Raw genomic sequence first — 13,692 nt, forward strand, 5'->3', positions numbered from 1 at the left:
AGTCGCCTGCGGCAGCCGAAGCGACCGCTCATCGTCACCGTTGAACGATCAAGCGCGAGGGATTATTTCTATGGCTGAGGCATTCCTGATTGGCGGGGCGCGGACCCCGGTTGGCCGCTACGGAGGGGCGCTCTCGGCGGTCCGTCCCGACGACCTGGCGGCGCTGGTCGTCAAGGAAGCCGTGATCCGGGCAGGCATCGATCCGGATGCCGTCGAGGAGGTCATCCTCGGCAACGCCAACGGGGCGGGCGAGGAAAACCGCAACGTGGCCCGCATGGCCTGGCTGCTGGCGGGCTACGGCGACCACGTTCCCGGCATCACCGTTAACCGGCTGTGCGCCTCCGGCCTGAGCGCCATCATCCAGGCCTCGCACATGATCAAGGCCGGCGCCGCGGACATCGTCATCGCGGGCGGCGTCGAATCGATGAGCCGCGCACCCTGGGTGCAGGAGAAGCCGGGCAAGGCCTTCGCCAAGCCGGGCGAGATCTTCGATACCTCCATCGGCTGGCGCTTCGTCAACAAGCGCTTCGCCAGCGGCGACCTCAGCCGCGACGGCAAGATGACCTATTCCATGCCGGAAACCGCCGAGGAAGTCGCCGACGTCTATGGCATTTCCCGCGAGGAAGCCGACGCCTTCGCCGCGCAGTCCCACCAGCGGGCCATCGCCGCCATCGAGGGCGGCCGGCTCAAGGAAGAAATCGTCCCGGTGACGGTCAAGGGGCGCAAGGGCGACACCGTCGTCGACACCGACGAGGGACCCCGCCCCGGCACCACCCTCGAGGTCCTGGCCAGCCTGAAGCCCATCAACCGCGCGGACGGCGTGGTGACCGCCGGCAACTCGAGTTCGCTCAACGACGGCGCCTCGGCCATCGTGGTCGCCTCCGAGGCCGCCGTCAAGAAGTTCGGCCTGACCCCGCGCGCCCGCATCGTCGACGGTGCCTCGGCCGGCGTCGCGCCGGAGATCATGGGCATCGGGCCGGTGCCGGCTACCCGCAAGGTGCTGGACCGCGCCGGCTGGAGCATCGACGATCTCGGCGCCGTGGAGCTCAACGAGGCCTTCGCCACCCAGTCGCTCGCCGTGCTACGCGACCTGAAGCTGGACCAGGGCATTGTGAACAACGACGGCGGCGCCATCGCCCTGGGGCACCCGCTCGGTTCCAGCGGGTCGCGCCTGGTGGTAACCCTGCTGGGCCGGATGGAGCGCGAAGGCGCACAGCGCGGCCTGGCCACCATGTGCGTGGGCGTCGGCCAGGGCACCTCCATGATCGTTGAGCGGGTCTGATGCTCTTCGACGACTACTCCTTCAGCACGCTGCGGCTGGACGAGCGGGAGGACCGCGTCCACCTCGCGCTGAACCGGCCGGAAGTCCGCAACGCCATCGACCAGGCCATGGTGGACGAACTGCATGCCGTCTGCGCCGTCCTGGAACGGGAGCCCAGGATCCTGATCCTGTCCGGCACCGAAGTCAACGGCAAGGGGATATTCGCGTCCGGTGCGGACATCTCCCAGCTGCGCGAACGCCGTCGTGATGACGCGTTGGCGGGCATCAATTCCACGGTATTCCACCGCATTGCGCAGCTGCCGATGCCGGTCATCGCGGCCCTCGACGGCTTCGCGCTGGGCGGCGGCGCGGAGCTGGCCTACGCCGCCGACTTCCGCATCGCCACGCCTTCGGTGAAGATCGGGCAGCCCGAGGTCGGGCTGGGCATCATGGCCGCCGCGGGGGCCACTTGGCGCCTGAAGGAACTGGTGGGCGAGCCGCTGGCCAAGGAGATTTTGTTGGCTGGCCGCATCCTGGACGCCGAAGAAGCGCTCGCGGCCCGCCTCGTCACCGAGATCCATGAGCCGGCCGCGCTCCTCGACGCCGCGCATGCGCTGGCGGACCGGATCGGCAAGCAGGATCCGCTGGCGGTCCGCATCACCAAGTCGGTGTTCCATACCCCGCGCGAGGCGCACCCGATGATCGACACCATCGCCCAAGGCATCCTGTTCGAGTCGCAGGCCAAGTTCGACCGGATGCAGGCATTCCTAGACAAGAGCGCGGCCAAGAGCGCTGCCCGCAGTGCGGTCACGACGGCTGCCGCCGCCCCGGACGGGGACGCCGTCCGAAGCCCCGGCGCCGCAGAGCAGCAAGGATCGAAGTGAGCGAGATGAATTCCGTGCAGACTATTCCCAACAACGTCGGTGTCCTCGGCGGCGGGCGCATGGGCGCCGGCATCGCCCACGCGTTCCTGACGGCGGGAGCCGACGTCGTCGTGGTGGAGCGTGACGAGGCCGCCGCCGAGGCCGCCCGCGAGCGCGTGACAGGGGCCCTGGCCAAGAGCGTGGAGCGCGGCACGGTCACCGAACCCCTGGACACGCTCAAATCCCGGCTGTCGGTCTCCGTCGACTACGGTTCGTTCGCGACGTGCGGGCTGGTGGTGGAAGCGGTGCCGGAAGACTTCGAGCTGAAGGCCACCGCGCTGAAGGCCGTCGAGGCCCAACTGTCCCCGACGGCCTGGCTGGCGACGAACACGTCCTCGCTGTCCATCGCCAAGCTGGCCGACCAGTTGCAGCGCCCGGCGAACTTCTGCGGCCTGCACTTCTTCAACCCGGTCCCGGCCTCCCAGCTGGTCGAGGTGGTGCTGGCCCCGAAGACCTCGGAAGAGCTCGCCGCCGCCTCCAGAAGCTGGGTCGAGGCACTGCGGAAGACCGCCGTCGTCGTCAACGACGCGCCCGGGTTCGCGTCCTCCCGGCTGGGGGTGGCCATCGCCCTGGAAGCCATGCGCATGGTGGAAGAGGGCGTGGCATCCGCGGCGGACATCGACGCCGCGATGGTGCTGGGCTACAAGCACCCGGTCGGCCCGCTCAAAACTACCGACATCGTGGGGCTGGATGTCCGCCTCGGCATTGCCGAATACCTCCATTCCACGCTCGGGGACCGATTTGCCCCGCCGCAGATCCTCCGCGACAAGGTGGCCCGCGGCGAGCTCGGCCGCAAGTCCGGCAAGGGTTTCTTCGACTGGGAGGACTAGCCGCCCGGCGGTAGGCTGCTGGAATGTCGTCCGAACAGCCCGGTCCTGTTGCCTGGGAAGGCGCGGTCAACGCCCGCAGGGTGGCGGGGGACATCTTCCGGATGGGCCGCGCCGAATGGCTGACCGCCGCGGGCTGGCAGCAGGCGTACGACGACGGTGTGCGCACCATCGTGGACCTGCGGAACCCGGGCGAGCGCTCGCGCCGGCCGACCGATCCGGTGGTGCCGGCCGGGGCGCTGGACAACTTCACGGTGCTCAACCGGCCGACCGAAGAGCCCGGGCACGCGAAGTTCGCCAACAGCGCCCCGTACATGAACCACCCGCGTTTCTACCTGGACAACGTGCGGGTCTTCCCGCACCTGATCGCCGAGGTGTTCCGCACCCTGGCGCACGCGGAGGGCGCCGTCGTCGTCCATTGCTCCGCCGGCCGGGACCGCACGGGCATGGTCTGTATGATGCTGCTGCAGCTCGCGGGTGTCCCGGCCGAGCGGATCGCCGACGCACACGAGCTGGGCATCCGCGGCATCAACGACTGGCACCGGGTCAGCCCCTACCCGCATCCGGTGGAGCGGTACGTTGGCGGCGACGAACTGGAGGCCCGGGTGGCGGAGATGCGCGGGTCTTTGCTGCAGGTCTTGGCCCAGCTGGAGGTTGAGCCGTTCCTGCTGCGCCATGGCCTGACGCCCGCCGACGTCGACGCGCTCCGCCGCCGGCTCGCCTGAATCCTGCGGCGGACGGCGCCGCGCGGTCACCGAAAAAGGGGGCTGTGCCGGCTGCGGCTGTCATGTAGGCTGGATACGTTACCGACCGACCGTTCAGTATTTTATGTCCCGTCCCATCCTGCGCCAGCGCCGGGGCCGGGCGAAGAAAGGGCTGTCAACGATGACCTCTACCGCCGTTGATGTCGAAATTGTTCCCAGCTACATCCAGGATGCCTGGTGGACCCCCGAGGGCGATGTGTCCGGCACCGAGGTCCGCGATGCCAGTACCGGCGCCGTGCTCGCCCGGGTCAGTACCGACGGACTCGACCTCGCCGCTGCCATCGAACATGGCCGCACCGTCGGCCAGGCCTCGCTGGGCCGGCTGACCTTCCACCAGCGCGCGCTCAAGCTCAAGGAGCTGGCCCAGTACCTGAACGCGCGGCGCGAGGGGCTGTACGAGGTCTCGCACCGCACCGGTGCCACCAAGATCGACAACATGATCGATATCGACGGCGGCATCGGCGTGCTGTTCACCTTCGGTTCCAAGGGGCGGCGCGAACTGCCGAACTCCCAGGTGGTCGTCGACGGGCCCGCCGAGGTGCTCTCCAAGGACGGCTCCTTCATGGGCCAGCACATCTACACCCGGATCCCGGGCGTGGCCGTGCAGATTAACGCCTTCAACTTCCCGGTGTGGGGCATGCTGGAGAAGTTTGCTCCGGCCTTCATCGCCGGCGTGCCGACCATCGTCAAGCCCGCCACCCCCACCGGCTACGTCGCCGCGGCCGCGGTCAAGCTGATCATCGAATCCAACATCCTTCCGGCCGGTTCCCTGCAGCTGGTCTCCGGTTCCGCCCGTGACCTGCTGGACCACCTGGACTACCGCGACGCCGTCGCCTTCACCGGCTCTGCCTCGACGGCCAACGTGCTGAAGTCCCACCGGAACGTGGCCGAGGGCGGCATCCGGTTTACCGCCGAGGCGGATTCGCTCAACGCCGCGATCCTCGGGCCCGACGCGGTGCCGGGCACTCCGGAGTTCGATGCGTACATCAAGTCGCTGGTCACCGAAATGACGGCCAAGGCGGGCCAGAAGTGCACCTCGATCCGCCGCGCCATCGTCCCCAAGGACCGCATGCAGGACGTCGCCGACGCCGTGCGCGCCCGGATCGAACAGCGCGTCGTCGTCGGCGATCCGAGGGCCGAAGGCGTCACCATGGGTGCGCTGGCCTCGGTGGAGCAGCTCGACGACGTCCGCGCAGCCGTCCAGGCCATGATCGACGGCGGCGGCGAGCTCGCCTACGGCACGCTCGATTCGCCGCAGGTCACCCGCGCCGACGGGACCGTGGGCGACTCCGAGGGCGCCTTCATGTCGCCGGTGCTGCTGACCTGGGCCGATGCCGAGGCCGACGCCGTGCATTCGCTGGAAGCCTTCGGCCCGGTGTCCTCCGTCATCGGTTACGAGGATTTGGACGACGCCGTCCGGCTGGCCGCCAAGGGCTCCGGTTCCCTGGTGGCCACCGTCGCCACCAACGACCCCGAGGCCGCCCGCGTGCTGGTGACCGGGATCGCCGCCCACCACGGCCGCGTGCTGGTGCTCAACCGCGAAGACGCCAAGACGTCCACCGGCCACGGTTCCCCCGTGCCGCACCTGGTCCACGGCGGACCGGGCCGCGCCGGCGGCGGCGAGGAATTGGGCGGGATCCGCTCCGTGCTGCACCACATGCAGCGCACCGCCATCCAGGGTTCGCCGAACATGCTCACCGCCGTGACCGGCGTGTGGCATACCGGTGCCGACCAGTATTTCGACGACGTGCACCCGTTCCGCAAGAACCTGGCCAAGCTGCGGATCGGCGACGCCATCCGCTCGGAGCTCCGCCAGGTCACGCTGGAGGACATCACCGCGTTCGCCAACGAAACCGGCGACACCTTCTACGCGCACACCAACCAGGAGGCAGCCGCCGCCAACCCGTTCTTCCCCGGCATTGTGGCGCACGGTTACCTGCTGCTCGCCTGGGGTGCCGGGCTGTTCGTGGAGCCGGCACCGGGACCGGTGCTGGCGAACTACGGCCTGGAGAACCTGCGCTTCATCACACCGGTGGCTGCCGGCGACTCGATCCGGGTGACACTCACGGCCAAGCGCATCACCCCGCGCGAGACGGACGAGTACGGCGAGGTCGCCTGGGATGCGGTGCTGACCAACCAGAACGACGAGATCGTCGCGACCTACGACGTGCTCACACTGGTGGAGAAGTAGCCGGAGCTCCTCCTCCTGCCGCGTCCCCGGCGGCCCGGGCCCCGGGGACGGGCAGGAACACCACCGTGTGCCAACGCCAGAAGGCGAACAGCACCAGCAGCACGGTGGCGCCATACAGCAGCTGCGGCGTCGGCTGGCTGGGAAATACCAGCGACGTGGCCAGCTGCACCACGGCAAAAGCCAGCCACAGCCACCAGGCCTCGTAGATCCGGTGCGCCAAACCCAGATGCACCACCGTCATCACCGCGGCGTAGAACGCCTGGAGCAGGAGGACGGTCAGCAGGCCGCCCTCCAGGGGAAAGCCGGCCTGAATGTCGCTGGCCGCGAAAACAACCGTGGCGGCGACGAGGACCAGCACGGCCACCGCCCAGGTTCGTCCCGTTGCCCGGTGCACCCACACCGCCGGGCCGGCCGCACCCGGTGCAAGGGGCGGGGAGGCGGCACGCCAGCGCCACGCGCCGTAGCAGGGCAGCAGCAGCGCCACGCCTATCGAGGCATCGACGAAGAACCCGCCGCCGTCGAAAGCCGGCGTGAGCAGCAGCAGGAAGACCAGGGCCTCCTGCACCAGCAGCACGGGCCAGGCCCAGCGGGAGTGGAGCCCGAACAGGAAGACCGTCAGCAGGCCCACCGAGGCCTGCAGGTAGCCCACGGAAACCAGCGCGCCGGCGGGACCGTCCAGGACCTTCAAGGCCATGAGCCAGTCCATGCCGCCGCCCTCCCCTTAGCTCGTTACACGGCCCGTCCCGCTGTGCCAGGACCGGGAGCGGCCGGACGGCCGGGCCGCGTCGGCGCCAGCCGGTGTTTGCTCCGCACCGGCCGCCGCAAGGCCGCCTGCCAGCCCAGGTAACCGAAGATTTGGAGGCCTGCCGCTATCGCACCGTACAGGGAGACCCAGACCGGAGCGTCGCGGATGGCGGAGAGGAACATGGTGGACAGCGAGAGCGCGACGCCCAGCCACCACGACTGCAGGATGCCGTGGGCGAAGCCCAGGTACATGACGGCCGGGAGTGCGGCCAGCAGGGCGTTGAAGAGGTACAGGGGTCCGATCTCGGCAACCGGGGTGACGCCGGCGAACCCGTTGAGCAGGAACAGCAGCAGCAACAGCCCCGCGCCGATGCCCCACTCACGCCCGTGGGCGGAGCGGAGCGGGACGTGGACGCCTTCCCGCCGGTACTGGGTCCATTTCCACAGGCCGTAAAGGGCCGCGGCCAGCACAAAAACGGTGCTGGTGTTCAGCCGGCCGTAGGGGATTCCGGTGGCCAGCAGCACGGCGGTTGCGGCCACCGGCAGCAACCAGGCCCACGGCACGCGGTAGGCGAACAGGACAATGGCGGCGATCGTGAGCGCCATGCTGAGCGCCGAGACCCACCCGAACTCCCCATCCATATCGATCACGTCCCCATAACATCGAATGGTGAGGTCAGCCTAGCAGGGGAGGACGGCGAATTCAGCAGGTATGTCGGCTCCGTCTGGCGGCCGTGGATCCGCGTTGGTGCGGCCGGCCCTGCCGCCGGGAGTCAGGCGATGACGCGGGCCGCGGCAGGCAGGTGGAGGCCGTCGAACATCATGGCGATCAGGTCGTCGGCGAGCTTCTGCGGGGACAGCGATCCGCCCGGTTTGTACCACTCGACGATAGAGTTGATCGTGCCGAACAGCAGCCTGGTTGTGGTCCTCGGGTCGATGTCCCCGCGCAGGGAGCCCTCGGCCCGGGCGGCGTCCACCAGGTCCGCCACCTTGTGGTCGAACGCGCGCCGGCGGTCCAGCGCGTCGCGTTCGATCTCGGTGTTGCCGCGCAGGCGCAGCAGCAGGGTGACGTAGGGCAGTTTTTCGCACAGGACCTGGACGGTGCCGCGGAGCACGAACTCCAGGCGCGCATCCGCCCGGCCGGCGGAAGCCGACGGGTTTTCGAGCACGGCTTCCAGGCTGCCCAGCGCCTCATCAAGGGCCAGGCGCAGCAGGTCGCCCTTGGACGGAACGTGGTGGTAGATGGCGCTCTTGGAGATGCCCAGGTTCTCGGCGAGGATGCCCATGGAGGTTGCCTCGTAACCGTGCTTGTTGAACACGGCGACGGCGACGTTCAGCACCGACTGCTGGTCGTAGCCGGGGCGGCCGCGGCGGGCGGTCTCCTGGGTCCTTGTTTTCGCCATTGTGCTATTCTCCCACGACCGTTAGGTCAGTTATGCGGCGGGCGGCGCCTGCACAGGCCTGCTGCCGCCCGCCGTTCCCACATCCGTCAGGCGTTGTCGCGCAGGTCGTAGACCCGGCGCAGCTTGCCGCTGGACCGGGCGAGGGTGCCGGGGTCGGCGACCACGATCTTGCAGCTGGAGCCGACGTGGATCTTGATCTGGCGCTGCAGCTCCCGGGCCGCTTCGGTGGCCTTGGCGGCGGTGCAGTCTTCGCGGCGTTCGATCTTGACGGTCAGCTCGTCCATCCGGTGCGGCCGGCTGATCTCCAGCTGGAAGTGCGGGCTCAGGCCGGGGATGCGCAGGGCGATCTCCTCGATCTGGGTGGGGAAGAGGTTCACCCCGCGCAGGATGATCATGTCGTCCGAGCGCCCGGTGATCCGGCCGATGCGGCGCATGTTCGGCCTCCCGGTGCCGGGCAGCAGCCGGGTGAGGTCGTGCGTGCGGTAGCGGATCACCGGCATGGCTTCCTTGGTCAGCGACGTGAACACCAGCTCGCCGGACTCGTTGTCACCCAGCACGCGGTCGGTGAGCGGATCGATCACTTCCGGCCGGAAGTGGTCCTCCCAGATGGTGGAGCCGTCCTTGTAGTCCACGCATTCGCCGGCGACACCGGGGCCCATGACCTCGGAGAGGCCGTAGATGTCGCACGCGTCGATGTCCAGCTTGCCCTCCAGCTCGTGGCGCATCTCATCGGTCCACGGCTCGGCGCCGAGCACCGCGACCTTCAGCGACGTCTTGGCGGGATCGACGCCGGCGTGCTCCATCGCGTCCACGATGGTGAGCAGGTAGGTGGGGGTGCAGAGAATGGCGTCCGGTTCGAAGTCCTGGATCAGCTGGATCTGCTTTTCGGTCTGGCCGCCGGACATCGGGATGACGGTGCAGCCCAGCTTCTCCGCGCCGTAATGTGCCCCGAGGCCGCCGGTGAACAGGCCGTAGCCGTAGGCATTGTGGACCTTCCAGCCCTTCTTGACGCCGGAGGCGCGGATGGAGCGCGCGAACAGCGTCTCCCAGTTCTGGATGTCCCGGCGGGTGTAGCCCACCACGGTGGCGCGGCCGGTGGTGCCCGAGGAGGCGTGGATCCGGGCCACTTCCTGCTGCGGCACGGCAAACATGCCGAACGGGTACGACCGGCGCAGGTCTTCCTTGTCCGTGTAGGGGAACTTGGCCAGGTCGGACAGTTCCTTGAGGTCCTCCGGGCGCACGCCGGCGTCGTCGAACTTCTGCTTGTACATGGGCACGCGCTCATAGGCGTAGGCGACCGTGTGCTGCAGGCGCTTCAGCTGGAGGGCTTCCAGCTCGTCCCGGCTCATCAGCTCCTCCGGGTCGAGGGTGTCCTCGGCGGCGGGAGTGGTCTTGCGGGCTTTCGTACCGGTGGTGGTCGTCATGGGAACGGTCCTTTAATGCGGGTTTGGGCAGTGCTGTCGGTGAAGGCTGGGGGCGTCGCTGTCGGAGCTGCGGCGCAGTCAGGGCTTTCGCTGGTTGCGGGCGGGGTTGGGGACGGTGCGGGAACGGCCGCGGAATTCGAGCAGGACGTCGGCACCGCCGTCCGGATTCTCCTGGGTGACGGTGATGTCGTACAGGCCGCTCCGCCCGGTCTGGTTGACCAGCCGGGCGGTCGCGGTCAGCAGCCGGCCGGCGAATCCCGGGTTGAGGAAATTGACGTCGACGCCGGAGGCCACCGTGAGGGTGCTGCCGTCGCCGTCGGGGTCGTTGCAGGCCAGCGCGAAGGCCACGTCGGCGAACGCGAACACCATGCCGCCCTGCGCCATGCCGAAGCCGTTGAGCATCTCTTCGCGCAGCCGCATCTCGATCACGACGTCGCCAAACTCCGCCTTCACGACTTCCACACCCATCCAGCGTGCGGCCCGGTCGTTGACGAAGGCCGGGTGCACGGGCCGTTCGCCCGGCTGAAGCTCGTTGCTTTCCGCCGGATTGTTCCGGGAAGTGTCGACGCCGATGTCCGTCATGGAAGCCCCTCGCTGTTCATTACCGAATGTTCATTAGGTAATCCTGATTTGTGATTCAAGTCAAGGCGGACGGGGAACGCCGGGCGGGTCAGGCCGGCTCGGTGGCGCCGATCGCGTCGAGGGCGAAGGCGTAATCCCAGGCCCGGTCCTTCCAGGCCTCGTACCGTCCGGACGCGCCGCCGTGGCCGGCGTCCATCTCGGTCTTGAGCACGATCGGTTCGGTGCCCGTTGTGGCCTCCCGGAGGGCCGCCACCCACTTGGCCGGCTCCACGTACAGCACCCGGGTGTCGTTGAAGCTGGTGACCGCAGCGATCTTCGGATACGCGGCCGGCCGGACATTCTCGTAGGGGGTGTACGACTTCATGTACGCGTAGACCTCCGGGTCCGTGATCGGGTTGCCCCATTCCTCCCATTCCAGCGCCGACAGCGGCAGGTCCGGGTCCAGGATCGAGGTCAGCGCGTCGACGAAGGGCACCTGCGCCACGATCGCCGCATACTTCTCCGGCGCCAGGTTGGCGACGGCGCCCATCAGCAGCCCGCCGGCGGAGCCGCCCATGGCCGCGATCCGTCCCGGATCCGCCCAGCCGGAGGCCGCCAGCCAGTCGGTGGCGGCGACGAAGTCCGTGAAGGTGTTCTTCTTGCGCAGTTTCTTGCCGTCGTCGTACCAGTGCCGGCCCATCTCGCCGCCGCCGCGGACGTGCGCGACCACGTAGACCACGCCGCGGTCCAGCAGCGACAGCCGCGCGGTGCTGAACGCCGGGTCCATGCTGACCTCGTAGCTGCCGTAGGCGTAGACCAGCGCCGGGTTGCTGCCGTCACGCCGCACCGAGGCCTTGCGGACCACCGACAGCGGAATCCTCGTGCCGTCCGGCGCGGCCGCCCACTCCCGCCCGGCCACGTAGTCCGCCGGGTCGTAGCCGCCGAGCACCGGCGTTTCCTTGCGCAGGTGCAGCGTGCCGGTGGCCAGCTCGTAGTCGTAGATCCGCGGCGGCGTCAGGAACGAGGTGTAGGCCAGCCGGATCACCGGTGCCTCGTAGTCGGAACCGCCGACGCCGGCGGTGAACAATTCCTCGTCGAACGCCGGCTCCGCCGGGGCTGCCTGCGCGGCCGTCCCCAAACCGGCCAGGGGCAGCACCTGCACGCGCTCGATGGTGTCCTGGCGGATGGACAGGACCATATGGGTGGCGGTGACCCCGGCCCCGTTGACCCGCACGGCGTCGTCGTGCTCCACCACGGTGTCCCAGTGCTGCTCGGCCAAGGGCTTGGAGAACTCCGCGAGGTCGGCCAGCGAGACCATCGAGTTCACCGCGTCCTTGTTGTGGGTCAGCAGCACCTTGTGGGCACCGTCCAGCAGGAACGGCTCGGCGTCGTACAGCACCCGCTCGCTGCGCGGGATGAGCGTCCGCAGCCCGGCTTCCGGGGCGGAGAAGTCCAGCAGGCGCGTCTCGGAGTATTCGGAGCAGCCGATCCCGATCACCAGGTGCCGGCGGTCGGAGGAGAGTTCGAACCCCATCCACATGGCCGGGTCGTCTTCCTGGTAAATCACGACGTCGGAGGCCGCCGGCGTGCCGATGGTGTGCGCCTTGATCTGGAACGGGCGCCAGGACTCATCGACCACGGTGTAGAACACGCGGCTGCCGTCGGGATCGAACGCCAACGAGTAGAAGACGTTCTCCACGACGTCGTCCAACAGGTCGCCGGTGTCCAGGTCCTTGATCCTCAGGGTGAAGCGCTCGTCGCCGGCGAAGTCGGCGGCGTAGGCGTAGAGGCTTCCGTCTCGGGTCACGGCAGAGCCGCCCAGCGAAAAGAACGGCTTGCCCTCGGCTTCGGCATTGCCGTCCAGCAGCACCTGCTCGCCGGGCACGGGCCGGCCGGAGTCGACCTGCGGGGGAGTCCAGTCGGCTGCCCGGTCGCCGGTGTCCGCGGCCCGGACCCGGCACTGGATGCCGTACTGCTTGCCCTCTTCCATCCGGCCGTAGTACCACCAGCCGTCCTTGCGGACCGGAACCGACAGGTCCGTTTCCTGGGTGCGGTTCTTGATCTCGGCGAAAATGGCCTCGCGCAACGGCTGCTGGTGCCCGGTGACCGCCGCCGTGTAGGCGTTCTCCGCCTCCAGGTGCGCGACCACCTCCGGGCTCTCCTTGTCCCGCAGCCACTCATAGTTGTCCACGAAGACGTCGCCGTGGTGGGAGCGCTCGACGGGAACCTTGCGGGGCGACGGTGGTTCCGGCAGTGCCGCGGGGGAGGGGGCGGGGACGGTTTCGGCGGGGCTGTGCGTCATGCCACCAATATATAGAGCCCGCCCGCCCCGCCGGACGGGTTCGGCTGAGGGTGGAAGCGGCGGAACAGTGGCCGGGAAACGGGGCTGCTCCCGCCCGGCCCCGCGTTTCCCGCCGCCCCGGGTGGCGGGGTCAGCGGCGGCCCGATCCGCCCACCCGCCCGCGGGCGCCGGAAGTTCATCCCGCTTGATCCCCGACGGCCGCCCTTGGCCTTGACGGTTACGGAAAATGCGCTATATCCTGAACGAACGGTCGGTAATTATTTCGCGGCCGGATTTCGTACAGTGAGGTGACCATCGTGGCAACGCAGACACAGGCCGGCGACTCCCAGTTGCACGCCGTGCCGTCCCCCGAGGACGAGGCCGGGAAGGCCTACTTTGACAAGATCATTGCCGAGGATTCCCGGATCGAGCCGGCCGACTGGATGCCGGAGAAGTACCGCAAGACGCTGGTCCGGCAGATGTCCCAGCACGCGCACTCCGAGATCATCGGCATGCAGCCGGAGGCGAACTGGATTACCCGCGCGCCCAGCCTGAAGCGCAAGGCCATCCTGATGGCCAAGGTGCAGGACGAAGCCGGCCACGGCTTGTACCTCTACTCCGCCACCGAGACCCTGGGCACGCCCCGGCACGTCCTCAACCAGCAGCTGCTCGAGGGCAAGGCCAAGTACTCCTCGATCTTCAACTACCCGGCCAACAGCTGGGCGGACATGGGCGCCATCGGTTGGCTCGTCGACGGCGCCGCGATCGCCAACCAGGTGCCGCTGTGCCGGGCCTCTTACGGCCCCTACGGCCGGGCGATGGTGCGGATCTGCAAGGAAGAGTCCTTCCACCAGCGGCAGGGCTTCGAGATCCTGCTGGAACTGGCCAACGGCACCCCGGAGCAGAAGCAGATGGCCCAGGACGCGGTCAACCGGTTCTACGCCCCGGCGCTGATGATGTTCGGCCCCACGGACACCGACTCCCCGAACTCGCAGCAGTCGATGGCCTGGAACATCAAGCGGTTTACCAACGACGAGCTGCGCTCGCGGTTCGTGGGAATGATCCAGGAACAGGTCAAGGTCCTGGGCCTGACCCTGCCCGATGACAAGATCCGCTACAACGAGGAAACCGGCATGTGGGAGCACGGTGAACTCAACTGGGACGAATTCTACGAAGTCCTCGCCGGCCGCGGCCCCTGCAACGCGCAGCGGATGGAGCGCCGCCGCGAGGCACACGAGAACGGCGCCTGGGTGCGCGAAGCAGCAGCCGCCTACGCGGACAAGAAGGCACAGAAAGCACAGGTGGCCTGAATG

General features: G+C 68.6%; 12 protein-coding genes. 6 read left to right on the forward strand and 6 right to left on the reverse strand.

The window, feature by feature from the left end:
* Window positions 1-70: 70 nt before the first annotated feature.
* The 5 genes from AC5RUP_RS11260 (at window position 71) to paaZ (ending at window position 5,966) form a co-directional block, all read left to right on the forward strand.
* The gene (locus AC5RUP_RS11260; RefSeq protein WP_494153595.1) at window positions 71-1,282 is read left to right on the forward strand and encodes a thiolase family protein; all 1,212 of its coding nucleotides are present in this window, start codon (window positions 71-73) and stop codon (window positions 1,280-1,282) included.
* On the forward strand, window positions 1,282-2,145 hold the full coding sequence (locus AC5RUP_RS11265) for an enoyl-CoA hydratase/isomerase family protein (protein ID WP_494153596.1): 864 nt from the start codon (window positions 1,282-1,284) through the stop codon (window positions 2,143-2,145). The genes AC5RUP_RS11260 and AC5RUP_RS11265 overlap by 1 nt, the downstream gene beginning before the upstream one ends.
* A gap of 5 nt (window positions 2,146-2,150) precedes the next feature.
* A complete protein-coding gene (locus tag AC5RUP_RS11270) occupies window positions 2,151-3,014 on the forward strand; it encodes a 3-hydroxyacyl-CoA dehydrogenase family protein (protein WP_494151008.1) in 864 nt (287 codons plus the stop codon).
* A 23-nt stretch (window positions 3,015-3,037) separates the two neighbouring features.
* Window positions 3,038-3,736 (forward strand): tyrosine-protein phosphatase, encoded by a 699-nt coding sequence (locus AC5RUP_RS11275; protein ID WP_494153597.1) that lies wholly within the window; start codon window positions 3,038-3,040, stop codon window positions 3,734-3,736.
* Window positions 3,737-3,896: 160 nt separating this feature from the next.
* Entirely contained in the window at window positions 3,897-5,966 is a 2,070-nt protein-coding gene (gene paaZ, locus AC5RUP_RS11280) for a phenylacetic acid degradation bifunctional protein PaaZ (protein WP_494153598.1), read from the forward strand.
* On the opposite strand, the gene AC5RUP_RS11285 is transcribed toward paaZ, so the two are convergent.
* From AC5RUP_RS11285 to AC5RUP_RS11310, 6 genes are all read right to left on the reverse strand, one after another.
* Window positions 5,947-6,660 carry a nicotinamide mononucleotide transporter gene (locus AC5RUP_RS11285; protein WP_494153599.1) on the reverse strand — a complete coding sequence of 238 codons (714 nt, stop codon included), beginning with the start codon at window positions 6,658-6,660 and terminating at the stop codon, window positions 5,947-5,949. The genes paaZ and AC5RUP_RS11285 overlap by 20 nt on opposite strands.
* A 35-nt stretch (window positions 6,661-6,695) precedes the next feature.
* Window positions 6,696-7,352, reverse strand: a complete 657-nt coding sequence (locus AC5RUP_RS11290; protein ID WP_494091923.1) for a nicotinamide mononucleotide transporter — start codon at window positions 7,350-7,352, stop codon at window positions 6,696-6,698.
* A gap of 131 nt (window positions 7,353-7,483) precedes the next feature.
* Complete coding sequence (locus tag AC5RUP_RS11295; protein WP_494064849.1) at window positions 7,484-8,113, reverse strand: TetR/AcrR family transcriptional regulator; 630 nt, start codon at window positions 8,111-8,113, stop codon at window positions 7,484-7,486.
* 86 nt (window positions 8,114-8,199) lie between these two features.
* A complete protein-coding gene (paaK, locus tag AC5RUP_RS11300; RefSeq protein ID WP_494064848.1) occupies window positions 8,200-9,537 on the reverse strand; it encodes a phenylacetate--CoA ligase PaaK in 1,338 nt (445 codons plus the stop codon).
* 78 nt (window positions 9,538-9,615) lie between these two features.
* A complete protein-coding gene (locus AC5RUP_RS11305; protein WP_494091920.1) occupies window positions 9,616-10,119 on the reverse strand; it encodes a hotdog fold thioesterase in 504 nt (167 codons plus the stop codon).
* A gap of 88 nt (window positions 10,120-10,207) precedes the next feature.
* Window positions 10,208-12,400 (reverse strand): S9 family peptidase, encoded by a 2,193-nt coding sequence (locus tag AC5RUP_RS11310; RefSeq protein ID WP_494153600.1) that lies wholly within the window; start codon window positions 12,398-12,400, stop codon window positions 10,208-10,210.
* Between the two features lie 296 nt (window positions 12,401-12,696).
* Between AC5RUP_RS11310 and paaA the strand changes: the two genes are divergently transcribed.
* Window positions 12,697-13,689 (forward strand): 1,2-phenylacetyl-CoA epoxidase subunit PaaA, encoded by a 993-nt coding sequence (gene paaA, locus AC5RUP_RS11315; protein WP_494064845.1) that lies wholly within the window; start codon window positions 12,697-12,699, stop codon window positions 13,687-13,689.
* The last annotated feature ends 3 nt before the right edge of the window (window positions 13,690-13,692 follow it).

It is taken from the genome of Arthrobacter sp. Y3223151 (genome assembly GCF_059091125.1).